The following is a 16650-nucleotide window of genomic DNA, read 5'->3' as shown; positions in this document are numbered from 1 at the left end:
CGGGAGTATTTTTGAAAAGATGAAGCAAGGGCGGTTTTTGAGATGAGTTTGACGTCAGATCAGATGGAATTGCGCGAAGACGACATTCGCAAGCATTATCCCGCAGCAACCGCCTTGCTGAACGGGTTCGAGCATGCACCGCGGATTGCCAAACCCCTTGAGGCCGCCGTCGAACGCTCTCCGGGTGTGTCAACGGCACGGCGGTTTCGGTCGACGACCCCAGGGTTGGTGACGCGGCGCACGGTGCGCGCGGATGGGGTACATCTGGTCGAACGGATCGAGGCGTCGGATGATGGCGATGCATTGGTCTCGCCACCTCAGGCCACAACGCAGCAGGCCATTCGTCGGGCCATTGCCATCGCGCTGGCCGTGGCTGAAGCTTATGCCGAACAAACCCCGTTGGCCGATCTGAAGCGGGCGAATCTGGCCGGGGATCTGCCCGCCGCCCGCAAGACCGAATTCTCGGAATTGCTGACCGCTGAGGCTTTGATCACGCTACATACGTTCGGCAACGCGCTTGCCTATCTGATGTCTTCGCATCTGGGCGAAATCACGGTTGATCTCGGTGAGATCGAAGAGGTTCTGACCGACAATGGCCAGCTTGCCCTGCATGGCGCGCTGTGGGAGCTGGATCAGGTGCTGGCCAAACACGCCCCCGACGACGCCCGTCTGATCGCGGCCACCAGCGCCTATGCCGAACAACTGATGGAGAAAGCCGCCCTGCGTGCAGGGTCGGCAGGCCATCTGGCCCCGTTCCAGAACGCCGCCTGGCATATCGAGGCAGACGATCTGACGATCCGGGGGTTTGAGCCGGCCTCAAAAGCCAAATCCACCACCCTGACCATGACGTTCAAGAAGCCGAACGAGGTGGTCGGCAACCATATCGCCAAATATCAGGCCATGAAGCTGGCCAAGATGGTGATGGCCTATGATTTCGACCGCCGCCTGAACCCGTTTGCCGAGCTTGGCGGGTTCATCTTTACCTTCATGGGCGACGGCAAACCGGGCACCGGTAAGACCACCCTGATCCAGATGATGGCCGGGCTGATCAACGACTATTGCCAGAACGCGGGCTATCCGTTCCGCTATCAGAACCTGAGCACCGACAATATCGACAGCTATCAGGGCAAGTCCGGTCAAAACGCCAAGGCGTTTATCAACACGATCATCGACCCTTCGGTTATCGGGTTCGGCACCATCGACGATATCGACCAGCTGGCGGGCAAACGCGGCGACCGGCAGTCGTCAGCCGGTCAACTGGAAATCACCGCCGTGCTGATGGAGAGCTTTGCGGGCGCCAACACCGTCGTGCGCGGCAACTGCACCTTTGGCATGTTCTCGAACTACCCCGAGAATGTGGACGACGCCCTGCGTCAACGGGCGGGTGCGCGGTTTCTGGTGGACGGGCCACAGACGCGCGAGGATTACATCGACATCCTACACCTGCTGATGGGCCGCAACCATGACATCCCGCTGGGTGAGCACGAGGCCTATGCCGCGCAGGAAATCAAAAAGGCTGTCGCCGCCAGTTTCGAAAGCCACTCCCGCCCGCATGAGGACGCTCTGCTTCAGGTCTATGACCGGGTTTCGGCTGAGATCGGCCAGATGGACACCATCGCCAAGCTGGGCACCTACCTCAAGGCGATCCAGCAGGCGGATGAGCGCTTTACCGGCCGCGCGATCAAGAACATCACCGACGCGGTCAAAGTCCGCGCGATGGATTTCGAACTGCCCGACGAGTGGATGGAAAACCCCGACCTGTTCCTGTTCCGCGACTACGACACCAAGAAAGCGATGATCGAGGACCTGCGCCAGCCGATCACGGTTGAGATGGTGATGCAGGAAATCAACCGCTACGCCGACAGCGAGTTCCGCTATGCCGACAAGAGCGACGAGGTCGCCATCGAGAACGCGGTGCGCGAGATGGGCCGGATGGAAGAGGCCAAGCGGCGGTATCTGGAGGGGAAGGGGTGAATTATTTGATCGCCATAGGTCTGCCTCTACTGCTGAGCACTGTGGTTGCTGTTCCAATAGGGTTCCGAGCCTATCGAACGTCTCGCGCGGCTAAAGAAAGCGGAAAGGAATGGTTGCTTCTATTCTTAGCATATGGCGCGGCTTGCACTGTTCTTACAATTCTTGCCAGCTACACTTTGATGGATTTTTTTGTCGACCGATTTGCCGTGGACGTTGGTAACGCAAATCCCGCAGATGTTATGGTCTATTTTCAGCTACAGTTCTGGTTGATTGCAATACCCCTTGGTTTCGCGATCATTTTTGCATTTGCAAAAGGACTGAGAGCATGAGTTTCGAATTCATGGAGTACAGGTTTCTTTTTGAGAGTGATATCGCGGCGCAGCCGCGACGCGCCCGACCCGCCCCCCAGGGCGGGCGCGTTCAGCACCCACCCTCAGGCCGGGCGCATCGCTACCGTTGCGCGGGAAGGCAATTGTTATGATCCGCCTCATCGAAAAAGGCCTGATGTTCGGCAATCTCGTCCACATCTCCAGCCCGGCTCTGGTCGAACGGTATAACCGCGCGTTGCAGCATCTGGCGGGCAAGACCACGGCGCTGACGGATTTTCATGTCGATATCTCGGGCTATTCGCCGGAGGTGGGGATTGAGCTGGACGACCCGCTCTACCTCAACCCCAACGGGGTCAACCGGCAGTTCATCCTGCTGACGACCGAACAAAAACGCGCGCCTTTGCTGAACGTCAAATTCTCGACCTCGCGCGATATTCTGCGAGACTTCATCGAGATGAACGAGGCGCAGCTGTTCGCCCTGACCGCCACCGATGCGGTGGCCGGAGAGTTGGTGAACTCGGTCTTCAAACTCACCACACCGCGCGACCTGCTGAACCTGCGCAAGATCGAGATTGAGGCCGACACAACAGGCGGCACCCTGCGCAAGGCACAGCAACTGGCAGGCATGGTCGAACGTTTCAAAACCAAAGAGGACGCCTGGTTCGATGATGTGCTGATCGCCAAGATGATCGAAACCGCCAGGGAAACCGGTGACGTCACCCGAAACCCGGTGCGCCTGCGTCATACGGATTTTGAGCAGCGAAACTTCTGGACGGCACATTTCGGTGGGCTTTATCTTTTTCCCGACGTTGATCACCCGGCAGCGATTTGCATGGGTGAAAAGCCTGACGACCTGCCGATCAAATACACGTTTGATCCGTCGCAGCGGAACCAGATTGCCAAATTTCTGGACTACAACGATCTGGTTGAGCCCATCGTCAAGGCGCGCGGCGTGGATGCGGCCGCGATCCTGCAACAGAAGATGGATTTCCTGACCGTCGATGCGGCGGCGGATGCCGATGTCAACCTGACCGGGCTGGATCGCAGCGACATGCGGCGGTTGGCACGGAACCACGCGGATCGCCTGCCGCAGGCCTATCACGGGCTTGCGCAACTGCTGCGCTGGGCAAGTGATGGGGGTCCGTGGCCGCGCATCACTTCGGACCATCCGGCCTATTTCTACACGCTACGCGCCGCCGATACGCCGAACCGCGATCTGGTGAACATGCTGCTTTCCGAATTGGCCCCGCTGGACCCGCGCCAGATGTTCATCTGCCACAAAGAATTGTTCTACCGAACATATTCGGGCTGGCCCGAGAGCAAGAAGGCCTATGTGGCCGACTTCCTTGCGCGCGAATATCAGGTGGACAAACAAGGCGCCCGCGCCGCCCTGTTCGGACATGAGCTGGATATGAGCGGCGACGATCGCGTCAGCGATGACATAATTGCCCGGGTCGGTCCGTGGGGTTCGGTGAGGAAAGGTTGAAATGATTGGATTATTGCGCCTTTTGCTGATCTTGCTGGTGATCCAGACGATTGCCTATGTCGGGCTGTCTTTCTATTCGCGCGGCATACGTCGGCGCAAATTGGAGAACTGGTGGGACGAAAAGGGCAAGACGGGCAACAAAGAAGCCTTTGTCGAACGCGGATTGCATGTGTATGACAACTCGTTTCGGCGTAAACTGATCCTAGGTGTCTATATCGTGCCGTGGGTGGCGATTGGCGCGCTGATCTACATCGTGAATTACATGTGAGGGTTTAGGCATGGCCTATGTGAAATGGGCGTTCATTATCATTTTCTGGGGCACGATTGCCGTGATCCTGCAATATTCTCTGCCCCAGCATGACATTGTGCGCATCGTCAACACCTATGAAGAACGGCAGGATCTGAACGACTGGACCCGGATCTTCTGGTCAGAGCCGGAAGATCAATCCACCAGCCTGTCCAACCGGGATGTGCAGTTCATTCAGGCGGTGCGGGCCAATGGAAAACCCATCGTGTACCGAAATGAGGATACCGGCTGGGGATGGCCGCCGTATTTCAAGTTCGACACGGCGAACCTGTATACCGAGGCCAATGATGCGAAATCGACCAAGGAGAACCCGAAATGGGTGGTCGTGACCCATTACGGGTGGCGCAATGAATTCATGTCGATCTTTCCCAACGCCATTTTCATCAAGCATGTGGATGGCCCGGATGTGCGGATCATTCCATGGTTCAATATCATCTTCCTGACGATCTTTGCGGCGTTCGTTTGGGCGGTATGGGTGCGTTGGCGCAGGTTCCGGCAATCCCGGATCGATCCGATGATCGAAAACGTTGAAGACGGCCTGTATGCGGCCGGTGATGCCATTGAAGAGCGGCGCAACAGGTTTCGCCGCTGGCTGGACAGCTGGAAATCGAAATAGATCGCAGCTTAGGCGGGCGTGGCAGCAGCACGCCCATCCGGCTGGCTGTGCCCTTCACCTGACGATGAATTCCGCATGCAGCGCGCCTGCTGCCTTGATCGTTTTCAGAATGTCGATCATGTCCTGAGGCGAGACCCCAAGCGCGTTCAGGCCTGCGACGACCTCGGACAACGTGGTGGCCTCGGGGATTTCGGCGAGGCCGGTTCCCTCTTCTTCTTCGATCCCTGCGATTGTCCGTGGCACGACCACTGTTTCACCTCTGGCGAACGGGTTGGGCTGCACTGCAATCGGTGCTTCCTGAACCGTCAGAGTCAGGTTGCCTTGAGACACCGCAACACGCGAAATTCGGACCTCTTGCCCCATGACAATAGTGCCAGAGCGCTGATCGACAACAACGCGCGCTTTCGATTCCGGTTCAACCAGAATGTTTTCAATGCGCCCAATGGCATGGGCTGTCGAAACCGCCTGAGTCGCCGCGACGTTGAGCTCAACCGTGCCGGAATCCCGCATAATCGCCACGGCTCTGTTGAACTCGGTGTTTATCGCGGTTTCGATGCGCGCGGCTGTGGTGAAGTCTGGCTCTCTGAGTGCGAGGCGCATCTGAGTGAGAGTTGACAAGTCGAAGTCAATTTCACGCTCGACCCTCGCGCCGGATGGGATCACGCCCGAAGTTGGCACCCCGCGCACGACTGAAGCTGCCTCTCCTTCAGCCGAAACGCCGCCCGCAAGGATTGTGCCCTGAGCGACCGCATAGATTTGGCCGTCGGCCGCGTTCAGCGGGGTCATGATCAGAGTGCCCCCCAAGAGGCTGCTGGAATCGCCTATGGCTGAAACCGTTACATCGATTTGACCACCCACCCGTGCAAACGGCGGAAGGCTGGCCGTGACCAATACCGCTGCCACGTTTTTGGGCCGGAAATCCTCACCGGTGACGTTGACGCCAAGACGTTCGAGGATGTTGGACATGATTTCTTCGGTGAAGGGCGCGTTGCGTAATCCATCACCGGTTCCGTTCAAGCCGACCACCAGGCCATAACCCACCAGATCGTTGCCCCGTACACCGTCAAAATCCACGAGGTCCTTGAGACGGATTGTCCCTGCCCAAGCCATGCCGGGAAGGAGAAGCAGGAGAAGTATCAGCGCCCTCATCTCAGAAAGTTCACCAGTGAAAGGTTCGCATTGCGAACGGTTACGGAATACAGGCTTTCCAATTGAAATTGCACCGTTTGCAGTTTTGCTGCCGTCTCATAAGGATCGGCCGCGATCAGTTCGTTCCGGCTGAATTCCAAGCTGGTCCGGGCCGAGGAATTGCGTGTTGCAGCCTCTTCGATGCGGGCTTCGGCCGCCCCGACTTTTGCCCGGAGTTTTACGGTGGCATCCTGTGCGTTGGCCAGATCGACCCCTAACTGCGTGAACAATGCGGTGCGCTGATCGGGCGAAAGTGCCAATGCGCTGTCGGTGGCCAGCGCTGCAACGGCGACATCCCTGAGTGCGGCCTTGAACGCCGGATCCGTTGCCGTGATCGGCAGCGTGACGCTTTCGTTTTCCGAAATCTGCATCGGAGACAGTGTGCTGCTTGACCCCTGATAAATCACGGCGTCGAAACCGGCCGGGTCATTGAACCAGTTTTCTGCCGCCAGCCTGATATCAGCGACCGTCGCAAGCCCCGTCAACTGCGACTTCAGCGCCGTCAAAAGATCGTTCAAAGATTGCAGAGGCGACACATCGGTGGCGGTGCCGGAAAACAGGCTGCGCCCTCCCACGCGTGTGTTCAGTGCCGAGATCATCGTGTCCAGCTCGTTTTTCGCCTGTTGGGACGCTTGTTCATGATTGACGGGCTGATTGGCGGTTCCGTAGGCCAGCAAAGACGCGGTCATGTCTCCGACCGAATCTCCGAAGGTTTTCAGGCTCAGTTGCATGGTGTCGGTGAACAGGGCGGCTTCGGACGTTGCGATGCCAAAGGCGTCGAGTCTGGCGAGGCTGCGGTCGAGATCCAGAATTTGCGAATAATCCCCGCCAAGCCGACCCGAGACGTCCTGTACCCGCCCGGTGGACATTTCATAAGAGAGGGTTTCGATCTGGGTTTTGATATCTGTTGCGCGGGTTCGCAAGGTCATTCCTCGCGCCAAATCGCCGATAGAAGTGATGTTCATGGTCACAACCTCAGAAGAGTTTCCATAAGCTCGTCAACAACCGAGATGACGCGGGCGTTCGCGGCATAGGTCTGTTCGACCTGCATGAGCCGTTGCAGTTCCTGATCGGTATCCACGCCCTGCGCGGCCTCGATCTGCGCCATTTGCTGCTGGAAGCTGTTTGCAAAAGTCTTGCGTTGATCCGCGGCATGGGCGTGTGCGCCCGCTTTCGACAACAGGGCCTCGGTCAACTCGGCAGCGCGCATGTTTCCCGTGCCGAACAGCCCGCCGGGTACCGGGCGTGCGTCGTTCAATATGTTCCCGAACGCGCGCAGTTGAGCCGCCTGCCCGGGGTCACCCGGTGTTGCGGCACCCAGACCCGCGCGCAGTTTCCAACTGTCCCCGCCATTGTCAGGGTCGACCGTCGAATTGAGTGAGATCCGTGATGCAAGTCCGACAACAGATGCAGGATTGAATCGGTTGCCGTCGTCGGTGAACAGACCGGGATCTGTCGCAAGAGCCGTCGAATCCAAACCGGGCGTTTCAAATCGTTCAATCAGGTCCCTTGCAACCGTGTCGAGCTGAACCTGTGCCTCGACTGCCAAATCGTCGCGGATGGTGAACTGCGCCATCAGTGCCCCGCCGCGGATTTGAGCGTTACCTCCGCTTGTCCGCACCGGGTTGCCGTTCATCTCCAGACCGGACAACAGACCATTTGCCACGGTCATGTGAGGCTTTGTTTCACCGGTCGTGGAAAAAGTGAACTCCGAGGCCGTGCCTTCCAGCAGGATCAGCCCGCCCTCCGAGTACAGGGATACCTGATCATTGGCGCGGGGCACGACATTGACCGGGATCAGGGTATTGACCTGGTCGATCAGGACATGCCGCTGGTCCAGCAGGGCACCGATGTCACCGCCAGAGTTTTGAATGGCAGGAATCTTGGCGTTCAGGTCTTCGATATCTTTCAGAGTCTGATTCAGGGTTTCGATCTGAGCGCCAATTTTTCGATCAGCATCCGAGCGTGCCTGGCGTACGCCTTCTGATGCTGCGTTCAGCTCGTTGGTCAGATCGCGGGCCGAGCGCGCAACCTGATCCAGCCGTTCGATCGAGTCAGGCAGACTGGCCGCCGTGATGAAGGCGTTTTCCAACGAGGACAGACGAGTCGACAGCGAAGGGCCGTCATCAAGAGACCCCACCAGATGTTCGAACCGAGAGTGAAAATCTGAAACGTCCGACCGAAAGGCGAGTTCAGCATCAGAGGAACGTCTGTTGGCTGTCAAAACCGGATCCTGATGCCGGATCACGCCTACGGTGCGTACGCCATTTCCGGATATAGGGCTTGTTGCAAGCTCGAGGGACCGGCGCGCATAGCCGGGGGTCAGCGCATTCGCGATGTTTCCGGACACCACAGCGGCCCCGCGACTGGCCGCAGTCAGCCCGCCCAGTGCGTTATTGAGTGCTGTCGACATGTTCATGAGGCCGCTCCTTTCTTTGGGTCAGAGCTGGATTAACGTTTCAGGTTTGTCGTTTCCTGCAACATCTCGTCCACCGTCTGGATCACCGTGGCGCTGGAGGAGTAAGCACGTTGCGTCTGAATCAATGAGGTCAGCTCGGTCGCTACATCCGTGGTGGATTCCTCACGCGCGAAAGAAACAAGATCCCCAGTCGGGCCTTCGCCCGCATTCCAAAGAAAGAACGTACCGCTTTCACGGGAAGGCGCGTAAGTTTGGCTGTCCAGCGCGGTCAAACCGTTGGGATTGGGGACATCTGCCAGCGGAATCTGATACATTCGGCGGCTGACGCCGGTGTCGTACAACGCATAGACATATCCGTTCTCATCAACCTGGACGCTGGTCATTGTGCCAACGGCAGAACCATCTCGTGTGATCGAAACGGGCGCGAACGTATCGGACAATTGGGTTATACCGTCTGCATCCCCGATCAGGCCAATATTTACCTCCATCGGTCCGCCGGCGACGTTGACCATGACACTGCCCGTTGCTGGATCATAAGCACCGCCTGAAACAGCTGTGACGCTGGCCAGAGTGCCACCTGCCGTTCGGTTGTCGGTGAATGTCAGCGTGTATTCACCGATGATCGCGCCACCCGAGGCCGAGTCACGCAAGACCATGGTCCATTCGTTGCTGCTGCCGGTTGCGGGAACAGTTGGAACCAACTGGATATCGACGCTTTCAGACTTGCCGAGATTGTCGAAATACTCAACTGACAAAGGTTGAATGTCGCCCGGCGCGCCCGCATCTGTCGCCGTGGCCGGAAGGTTCATACGCAGTTTCATTTCCGTGGTTGGGGAACCCGACAGCTGATTCACGCTGAGCTGAATGGGTTCAAGCGCGGCGGGTGTGTCGCGCGAAACCGGTGGAATAGTGCCATCAGGTGCCGCCCGCCACCCCAGAAGAACAAGACCGGATTCGGTAACCAAATACCCCTCGTCGTTGGTGCGGAATGACCCGGTTGTTGTCAGCAGCATCTCGTTCGAGCTATTCCCGATCTGCGAACTGGGGCGCACAGGCAACATGCCGCGCCCGCGAACTGCCAGATCGGTTGAGTTGCTGGTCGTGACCAGGGGCCCGCGTTGATCAATCATGCGCTGGCTTGTCGTCCGCACGCCGCCTGCCGAATAGCTGCCACCCTGGCCCGACGTGACCATTGAATGAAAATCCGTCTCGACCCGTTTATACCCATAGGTCGAAGAGTTCGCGATGTTGTCGGAAATCGTCGCCAACCTGTTGGCATTGGCTTTCAGCGCCGCCACACCGGCATTGAGCGAAGAGGAAATGGTCATGGGTGCGCCCTTCTGTTGCGTCCGTCTTTGATGCAACAGGTAACGCGCTGCCCCTTAACAGCGCGCTAACATGTAAAATACGCTCTATCATTTAGGGCTGGCGCAGGAAGATCACTTCGATCCTGTTGTTCCGCGCAGCCATGGGATTTTCGGCGAACAGTTCTCTGTCGGCATGGCCCGTAACACGATCCATCCTTTGTGCCGCAACGCCCTTGTCTTGCAGCAACTGGCGCAATTTTTGGGCCCTTGCCGTGGACAACTCCCAGGCTGTGTTGCGCGCCTGTACGACCGGAGATGCGCTGACATGCCCTTCGACAGCGATCGAATTGACGACAAGATCCGAGGCTCGGGCGAGGATCAGGGCCAGGGACCGCAGAAAGCTGGTTGGTTTGTCAGAGCCCGATTCGAACAATGCCTGATCGTCGGTGTCGAACAGTTCCACCACCAATCCTTCATCTGTGACCCGTGTGACGATATGCTTGAGCAGCTTGTCCGAGACCTCGCTTTCACCCGTGCGCCCCAGCAGTTGCGCCTCCAACGTAGTGAAGTCTTCCTTGTTCCCTTTGCCGCCGCCCTCGGCATTCACTCCGATCGAGCCGCGGGCCTGATGCGATTCGGTCGGGTGTGTGGTCGTGGCACCCTGACCGTCCCGCAGCAGCACTTCTTCAGACAGCATGCTGTCGCCGCCAAACGCCCCGTCTCCGCCGCCGGATTCCGGGCTCAGCGGGATCGTTGGCGCGAAATAATCCGCCAACCCTTTTCGTTGCTGTTCCGTTGTTGCGTTCAGCAGCCACATCAACATGAAGAAGGCCATCATGGCCGTCACAAAGTCGGCATACGCGACTTTCCACGCGCCACCGTGATGGCCATCGCCACCCGATACACGCTTCTTCTTGATGATGATTGGCGCCGCATTGGTTTGCGCACCCATCTCCACCACCTTTTTATCACCCGACTATCGGGATAGCAGCGCAGGTCTTAAGGTGGCCTTAACACTTAAAACTGTTCAGAGTTCGCTAACGCGGCAGGCCGGCCGAAGCACGGCGCAGAATCAGGGACAGCCGGTTAAAGCTGTTTTCAATCCCTTCGGAATCGGGTTTGCCGAAAAATGCGTCCAACTCCTCATGAACGCGCACGGCCTGATCCAAGAGCGGGTCTGATCCTTCTGAATACAGCCCGGCCTTTATCATGACTTCGGATTGTTCGTAGCTGCCGACAAGTTTGCGGGTTTCGTTGATCATCTGGTTCTCGGCCTCGGACGCGGCCTCTGGGAGGCTGCGGGATACGGATTTGCTGAGGTCAATGGCCGGGAAGCGCCCGCGTTCGGCAATCTCGCGGCTGAGTACGATATGCCCGTCCAACACACCGCGCAGTATGTCGGCGATTGGTTCATCCATGTCGGAGCCCGCAACCAGGACACTGAATACGGCGGTGATATCACCCTGCTCCTGCGTGCCAGGGCCTGCGCGTTCACACAGATTGGCAATCAGGGGGGTGACAGAGGGCGGATACCCTCGGAGCGACGGGGCTTCGCCCATGGCAACGGCGATTTCACGGTGCGCTTCCGCGAAACGGGTTACCGAATCGGCCAGAAACAGGACGTTCAGCCCCAGATCCCGCAGAAACTCTGCCGCCGACATGGCCGACCACGCGCACCGTCTGCACGCCAATGCAGACTGGTCGGACGTCGCGGCGACTACGATAGTGCGCTTCATGGCTTCCGGGCCTATGGCGCGGGCAACAAATTCGTTCACTTCACGCCCGCGTTCGCCGACAAGAGCCACCACAACCACGTCAGCCTGCATGAAGCGCGCCAGCGTCGACAGCAGCGTTGATTTCCCCACACCCGATCCCGCAAACAACCCAACGCGTTGACCGCGTACAATCGGCAGCATGGTGTTGAGAACGGATAGTCCGGTGGCCATCCGCTTTCCCAATGGCTTGCGCGCCACCGCAGGCGGGGGGGCTTGCATGATATCGCGATCCTGTGGCCCGTTCAGCAGGGGTTTTCCGTCCAGCGGTTTGCCAAACGGATCAATGACGCGCCCAAGCCAGTGCGTTGCGGGCGCGAATCCAGGCGAGGGATCAAGGTACACACGGTCCCCGAGGCTGACACCGTCAGGGGCGGACCCCGGAATCATGTGGATATGGTCTGCACCGACATGCAGCACTTCACCGGCCAGATCGGGCCCTGCGCGCCGCCGCAATGTAAGCAGGTCTCCGATTCGCGCATGTTCATTGAGGCCACTGATCTCGATCAATCCTTGTGCGACACCAATGACCAGGCCGACGTGGCGGATCGAAGTCATCCGATCGAATTCATGTTTCAGAAGCATCGGGTCGAGATCAGACATCTTGGGTTCTCCAATTGGGTTCTGAAAACGGTTTCTAAAGGAATCGGGGTTAAGCCTTGATTGAAATTGATCGAGGGAGAAGCCCCGATGTTCTATGACTTGAACGTCCTTAAGACTGCGTACGCAATGGCAACCCATGCCGGGCAACGGCAGGCGGTGATTGCGCGCAACATGGCCAATGCGGATACGCCGGGCTACCAGCCGCGCGATATCGAACCCTTCCATACAGCACTTGAAACCTCGGGACGCGAAGTGACCATGGTGGCTACGCGGCGGGGTCATCTGCACGGCGGTACAGGTGCGCAGCCATGGGCAGAGCATCAGGCCGTTCCGTCGGGTGATCCAAATGGCAACGGTGTATCGCTTGAAGAAGAGATGCTGAAATCGGTCGAGGTCAAACGACAGCACGACCGCGCGTTGGCGATCTACAAATCCTCGATCAACATCCTTCGCACCAGTCTGGGACGTGGATAAGGGGGCCGAGGATGAGCGATTTTTCCCACTCACTTGCGGCATCCGCCAGCGCCCTGCGTGCGCAGGCAGCCCGTCTGCGCCACGTGTCCGAAAACATATCGAATGCGGATACGCCCGGGTATCGGCGCAAGACGGTGCCGTTTGAGACCATAGAAAAAGATGGTCAGAACGTGGTGCAAGCCGGCCGCGTAAAGCTTGATCGACGCGACCTGACACGAATTTTCGACCCCGGCCACCAGATGGCAGATGCCAGTGGTCACTATCTGGGATCGAATGTCGATCTGATGATCGAAATAGCCGACGCGCGCGAGGCGCAACGGAGCTACGAAGCCAACCTCAAGATGTTCGATCAAACACGGCAAATGTCGTCGTCATTGATGGAACTGCTCAGAAAATAAAGGACAGCCAGAATGGACATCCGATCATTGAACGCCGCGCAGAATTATGCCGGCGCCCGTCCTGCAACCCAGGCCGACCCCGATCACCCGGGCATGGTGCAGGGGCTGAAGGCAAGTTTTCAGGACTTTGCATCCACGTTGAAACACAGCGAGCAGATGTCGCAGACCGCGATGGTCGGGCAAGCCGACCCGCACGCGCTGGTGCAGGCGCTGGCACAGACCGAACTGGCCGTTGAGACAGCTGTGATCGTTCGCAACAAGGTGGTCGAGGCCTATCAGGAAATCCTTCGGATGCCGGTCTGATACGATGCTGAGCGAAGGTCTTTTCTATGACATCGTGCGTCAGGCTCTTTGGATCGCCGTCATCACATCGGTCCCGATTCTGGCAGTTGCTCTGGTGTCAGGCCTGGTCGTTGGTCTGTTCCAGGCTCTGACGTCGATACAGGAAATGACGCTGACCTTTGTTCCCAAACTGATCGCCATCGTCGTCGTGTTCTGGATCTCGATGGGGTTCATGACTCAGACCCTTGTTACGTTTTTCACCGGTACGCTTGTTCCATTGATCGCAGGAGGTCGCTGATGGACACCGCCTATGTCACCCTGTCCCGCCAGTCCGGGCTGATGAATGAAATGCGCCTGGTGGCGAATAACATCGCAAATGCCAACACGACCGGCTATCGCCAGCAGGGGCTGGTGTTCTCGGAGTACATTCGAGATATGCCGAACAGCCCCTCCCTCTCCATGAGCCGGGCCGAGGCGCGAAATACGTCAATGCAACAAGGCGTGCTGACGCAAACCGGCGGGCAATTTGATTTTGCCATCGAAGGCGACGGTTTCTTCATGGTCGAAACCCAGGATGGCAACCGGCTGACGCGAGCTGGCAGCTTTTCTCCCAATGCCGATGGCGATCTGGTTTCAATGGATGGCGCGCGCGTGCTCGATGCCAATGGCGCGCCTGTGTTCATCCCGCCTGACGCGGCGTCAATCGATGTCGGCAGCGACGGAACGCTGAGTGTCGATGGTCAGCTTCTGGGTCAGCTGGGCGTTTTCAACGTCGCCGATACGAACGAACTTGTACGCGAAGGAAACACTCGTTTCCGCACCGACGGTGCAATTGAGCCGGTCGACGAGCCGGTGGTTTTGCATCGCTTTCTCGAAGGGTCAAACGTGAATGCGATTCAGCAAGTGACCCGTTTGGTGGAAATCCAGCGCGCCTATGAGCTGGGGCAAAGCTTTCTTGAGAGTGAAGATGAGCGCGTGCGTGGAGCACTCAAGGCGCTGATGCGCTGATTTGGATGAGGAGAGTTGGACATGCGGGCCCTTAAAATTGCCGCCACCGGGATGACAGCACAACAGATGCGGGTCGAGACGATCTCGAACAACCTCGCGAATATGAATACCACCGGCTACAACGCCCGACGGGCCGAGTTCGCCGACCTGCATTATCAACAGATGGCGCGGGCCGGCACCGTGAATGCGTCGGACGGAACGGTTCTGCCCACGGGTATTCAACTGGGTCTGGGTGTGCGACCGGCAGCGGTGACAGTGCAATTGGAACAAGGCGCCTTGTCGGCCACCGGGAGCGATCTGGATGTTGCAATCGAAGGTCGCGGATATCTGGAGGTGACCTTGCCCAGCGGTCAGGCTGCTTATACGCGCGACGGCAGCTTGAAGCGGTCGGCGGAAGGACTGATCGTTACCTCTGACGGGTTTGCGGTTTCGCCTGAAATCACCATCCCCGACGATGCGCGTTCTGTTTCGATCAACGCGTCGGGCGAGGTCTATGCATATTTTGACGATTCCCCCGAAGGTCAGTTGCTTGGCGAGTTTACGCTGGCCAGTTTTTCGAACGCCAAAGGGCTGGAAGCCGTCGGAAGCAATCTGTTCAAGGAAACCGAAGCGTCCGGTGCTCCGGTTCTGGGTACGCCAGGCGAAGACGGTCTGGGAACTTTGCGGCAGGGATATCTGGAAGACAGCTCGGTTGACGCCGTTCGCGAAGTTACCGAGCTGATCGAAGCGCAACGCGGCTATGAGATGAATGCCAAAGTCATCACCGCGGTGGACCAGATGATGAGCGCGACAACGCAGGTACGGTGATGCGATATCTGGTTCTTTCTCTGGTGCTGCTGGCGCCAATTGCCGCCCAGGCTGACATCGTGGTGCCGACACGCACGATCCGGGCCAAGGAAGTCATTTCTGCGGCCGATCTCGAGTTGAAGCCAACAGATGTTGCGGATGCAATTTCAGACCCTGACCTTCTGATCGGACAAGAGGCCCGGGTGGCGCTCTACCCCGGTCGGCCAATTCGCGGCTCTGATGTCGGGCCACCTGCCATCGTGGATCGAAACGATCTGGTCGTGCTGGTGTTCAGCAGCCAACCCTTGTCGATCACCACAGAGGGCCGGGCCTTGGGGCGCGGTGCGGCGGGGGATCGCATTCGGGTCATGAACCTTTCATCCCGAACAACCGTAACAGGCCGAATCCGTCCGGACGGTCAAATCGAGGTACAGTGATGCACGGATTGCCAAAAACCCTTGTCCTGACGGCTTTTGTCTTGTCCGCATGTGGTCGAATGGATCATTTGGGCAAACCGCCAAGTTTCACACCCAACGAGGATTCCCCGGAACAGGTTGCAATGTTGTGGCCGGGTTTGCCATTGCACACCCAACCCCAGCGAAACGTCGACCGGTCCTCTTTGTGGAGCGGCGGGCAGCATTCGCTTTTGGGCGACCAGCGTGCGATCAAGAAAGGCGACATCCTGACCGTTGTCATCGAGTTGGACGAGAAGGCCGAAATTTCAAACAACACCAGACGATCCAGATCCGGGTCTGAGAATCTTGAAGTCCCCAGCCTCTTTGGCCTGCCTCAGCGTGTGCAAAAGAACCTGCCCCAGGGCGCGTCCTTGGATGAAGCCGTTTCGATTGAGGCGGATTCCTCAAGCTCTGGCCGCGGATCCGTCAGGAGAAACGAAAAACTGACTCTGCGTGTTGCCGCAACAGTGCTGGATGTGTTGCCGAACGGAATTCTTTCAATATCGGGATCCCAGGAGTTGCGGGTCAACTTCGAGCTGCGAGAGCTTCTTGTCACGGGATATGTCCGCCCGCAGGACATCTCGCGGCAAAACGAAATAACCTATGACAAAATCGCGTCAGCGCGCGTGTCATATGGCGGCAGAGGGCAGATAACGGATGTCCAGCAACCCCGCTATGGTCAGCAAGTTCTTGATTCCCTTTTGCCGTTCTGAGGTGAGACCGTGGTTGCGAAATTGATTCCCGTGATTTTTCTGATTGTTGGACTCGGCGCGGGTATTGGCGCGGGGCTGGCTTTTGCACCTGCGAAAAAACCTGAAACCGCGGTTGCCGAAGAAAAAGCAGTCAAAGAGGACAAGGCGACCGGCAAGAAAACAGGAAAATCAAAGGAAAAGGGTGAGGCGAAAAGCTTTGAATATCTGAAAATGACCAAGCAATTCGTCGTCCCCGTTGTGAAAGACGACCAGATCGAAGCCATGGTAACGCTGTCGCTGAGCCTTGAGGCGAACCCGGCAATTACAGAAACCTATTATGCAATCGAGCCTAAACTCAGGGATGGCTTTCTTCAGGTTCTTTTTGACCATGCAAACACGGGTGGTTTTGACGGGGCTTTTACAGAATCCGGGAACCTGGATGTATTGCGGAAATCCTTGCTGGAAGTGGCGCGCAAAGAATTTGGCGACGACGTGTCCAAAGTGCTGATCCTGAGTGTAAACCGACAAGACAGCTGACACTGGTCAGCCCGAAA

The 16650-nt window shown here is 57.8% G+C and carries 20 protein-coding genes; 14 read left to right on the top strand and 6 right to left on the bottom strand.

Going from position 1 to position 16650, the window contains the following annotated elements:
• The first annotated feature begins 42 nt into the window (after positions 1 to 42).
• The 5 genes from AC2FFD_RS11930 to AC2FFD_RS11910 all read left to right on the top strand — a co-directional run bounded on the left by AC2FFD_RS11930 (position 43) and on the right by AC2FFD_RS11910 (position 4712).
• Complete coding sequence (locus AC2FFD_RS11930; protein WP_496873146.1) at positions 43 to 1974, top strand: AAA family ATPase; 1932 nt, start codon at positions 43 to 45, stop codon at positions 1972 to 1974.
• The gene (locus AC2FFD_RS11925; RefSeq protein WP_170345709.1) at positions 1971 to 2303 is read left to right on the top strand and encodes a hypothetical protein; all 333 of its coding nucleotides are present in this window, start codon (positions 1971 to 1973) and stop codon (positions 2301 to 2303) included. Before AC2FFD_RS11930 ends, AC2FFD_RS11925 begins: the two co-directional genes overlap by 4 nt.
• 148 nt (positions 2304 to 2451) lie before the next feature.
• Positions 2452 to 3789 (top strand): DUF6638 family protein, encoded by a 1338-nt coding sequence (locus AC2FFD_RS11920; protein ID WP_496873145.1) that lies wholly within the window; start codon positions 2452 to 2454, stop codon positions 3787 to 3789.
• A 1-nt stretch (position 3790) separates the two neighbouring features.
• A complete protein-coding gene (locus AC2FFD_RS11915) occupies positions 3791 to 4057 on the top strand; it encodes a hypothetical protein (RefSeq protein ID WP_171120117.1) in 267 nt (88 codons plus the stop codon).
• Between the two features lie 10 nt (positions 4058 to 4067).
• Positions 4068 to 4712, top strand: a complete 645-nt coding sequence (locus AC2FFD_RS11910; protein ID WP_170345706.1) for a DUF1523 family protein — start codon at positions 4068 to 4070, stop codon at positions 4710 to 4712.
• A 54-nt stretch (positions 4713 to 4766) separates the two neighbouring features.
• Here AC2FFD_RS11910 and AC2FFD_RS11905 read toward each other — a convergent pair whose 3' ends face one another.
• From AC2FFD_RS11905 to AC2FFD_RS11880, 6 genes are all read right to left on the bottom strand, one after another.
• The gene (locus AC2FFD_RS11905) at positions 4767 to 5861 is read right to left on the bottom strand and encodes a flagellar basal body P-ring protein FlgI (RefSeq protein WP_170345705.1); all 1095 of its coding nucleotides are present in this window, start codon (positions 5859 to 5861) and stop codon (positions 4767 to 4769) included.
• Positions 5858 to 6865: a flagellin gene (locus AC2FFD_RS11900; protein ID WP_425079384.1), complete on the bottom strand. Its 1008-nt coding sequence runs from the start codon at positions 6863 to 6865 to the stop codon at positions 5858 to 5860. Before AC2FFD_RS11900 ends, AC2FFD_RS11905 begins: the two co-directional genes overlap by 4 nt.
• A 2-nt stretch (positions 6866 to 6867) precedes the next feature.
• A complete protein-coding gene (gene flgK / locus AC2FFD_RS11895; RefSeq protein WP_496873144.1) occupies positions 6868 to 8319 on the bottom strand; it encodes a flagellar hook-associated protein FlgK in 1452 nt (483 codons plus the stop codon).
• Between the two features lie 32 nt (positions 8320 to 8351).
• A complete protein-coding gene (locus AC2FFD_RS11890; protein ID WP_170345702.1) occupies positions 8352 to 9647 on the bottom strand; it encodes a flagellar hook protein FlgE in 1296 nt (431 codons plus the stop codon).
• A gap of 91 nt (positions 9648 to 9738) precedes the next feature.
• Positions 9739 to 10578 carry a flagellar motor protein MotB gene (locus AC2FFD_RS11885; RefSeq protein ID WP_170345701.1) on the bottom strand — a complete coding sequence of 280 codons (840 nt, stop codon included), beginning with the start codon at positions 10576 to 10578 and terminating at the stop codon, positions 9739 to 9741.
• A gap of 85 nt (positions 10579 to 10663) precedes the next feature.
• Entirely contained in the window at positions 10664 to 11983 is a 1320-nt protein-coding gene (locus AC2FFD_RS11880) for a FliI/YscN family ATPase (protein ID WP_496873241.1), read from the bottom strand.
• A gap of 105 nt (positions 11984 to 12088) precedes the next feature.
• Here AC2FFD_RS11880 and AC2FFD_RS11875 point away from each other — a divergent pair, with 105 nt between their 5' ends.
• From AC2FFD_RS11875 to AC2FFD_RS11835, 9 genes are read left to right on the top strand one after another with little or no spacing between them, the layout of a single operon-like run.
• Positions 12089 to 12475 carry a FlgB family protein gene (locus AC2FFD_RS11875; protein ID WP_170345699.1) on the top strand — a complete coding sequence of 129 codons (387 nt, stop codon included), beginning with the start codon at positions 12089 to 12091 and terminating at the stop codon, positions 12473 to 12475.
• Positions 12476 to 12486: 11 nt separating this feature from the next.
• Positions 12487 to 12873 carry a flagellar basal body rod protein FlgC gene (flgC, locus tag AC2FFD_RS11870; RefSeq protein WP_496873143.1) on the top strand — a complete coding sequence of 129 codons (387 nt, stop codon included), beginning with the start codon at positions 12487 to 12489 and terminating at the stop codon, positions 12871 to 12873.
• A gap of 12 nt (positions 12874 to 12885) precedes the next feature.
• Positions 12886 to 13176 (top strand): flagellar hook-basal body complex protein FliE, encoded by a 291-nt coding sequence (gene fliE / locus AC2FFD_RS11865; RefSeq protein ID WP_170345697.1) that lies wholly within the window; start codon positions 12886 to 12888, stop codon positions 13174 to 13176.
• Between the two features lie 4 nt (positions 13177 to 13180).
• The gene (locus tag AC2FFD_RS11860) at positions 13181 to 13453 is read left to right on the top strand and encodes a flagellar biosynthetic protein FliQ (protein WP_170345696.1); all 273 of its coding nucleotides are present in this window, start codon (positions 13181 to 13183) and stop codon (positions 13451 to 13453) included.
• The gene (locus AC2FFD_RS11855; protein ID WP_171617376.1) at positions 13453 to 14163 is read left to right on the top strand and encodes a flagellar hook-basal body complex protein; all 711 of its coding nucleotides are present in this window, start codon (positions 13453 to 13455) and stop codon (positions 14161 to 14163) included. The genes AC2FFD_RS11860 and AC2FFD_RS11855 overlap by 1 nt, the downstream gene beginning before the upstream one ends.
• 21 nt (positions 14164 to 14184) lie before the next feature.
• Positions 14185 to 14970 carry a flagellar basal-body rod protein FlgG gene (flgG, locus tag AC2FFD_RS11850; RefSeq protein ID WP_170345694.1) on the top strand — a complete coding sequence of 262 codons (786 nt, stop codon included), beginning with the start codon at positions 14185 to 14187 and terminating at the stop codon, positions 14968 to 14970.
• Positions 14970 to 15386, top strand: coding sequence for a flagellar basal body P-ring formation chaperone FlgA (gene flgA, locus AC2FFD_RS11845; protein WP_170345693.1), 417 nt, complete (start codon positions 14970 to 14972; stop codon positions 15384 to 15386). The genes flgG and flgA overlap by 1 nt, the downstream gene beginning before the upstream one ends.
• Positions 15386 to 16117, top strand: a complete 732-nt coding sequence (flgH, locus tag AC2FFD_RS11840; RefSeq protein ID WP_170345692.1) for a flagellar basal body L-ring protein FlgH — start codon at positions 15386 to 15388, stop codon at positions 16115 to 16117. The genes flgA and flgH overlap by 1 nt, the downstream gene beginning before the upstream one ends.
• 9 nt (positions 16118 to 16126) lie before the next feature.
• On the top strand, positions 16127 to 16633 hold the full coding sequence (locus AC2FFD_RS11835; RefSeq protein WP_209834197.1) for a flagellar basal body-associated protein FliL: 507 nt from the start codon (positions 16127 to 16129) through the stop codon (positions 16631 to 16633).
• The last annotated feature ends 17 nt before the right edge of the window (positions 16634 to 16650 follow it).

It is taken from the genome of Ruegeria sp. YTSC002 (genome assembly GCF_059609845.1).
Note: the sequence above shows the minus strand (reverse complement) of the source record. Positions and strands in the feature narration are given on the sequence as shown.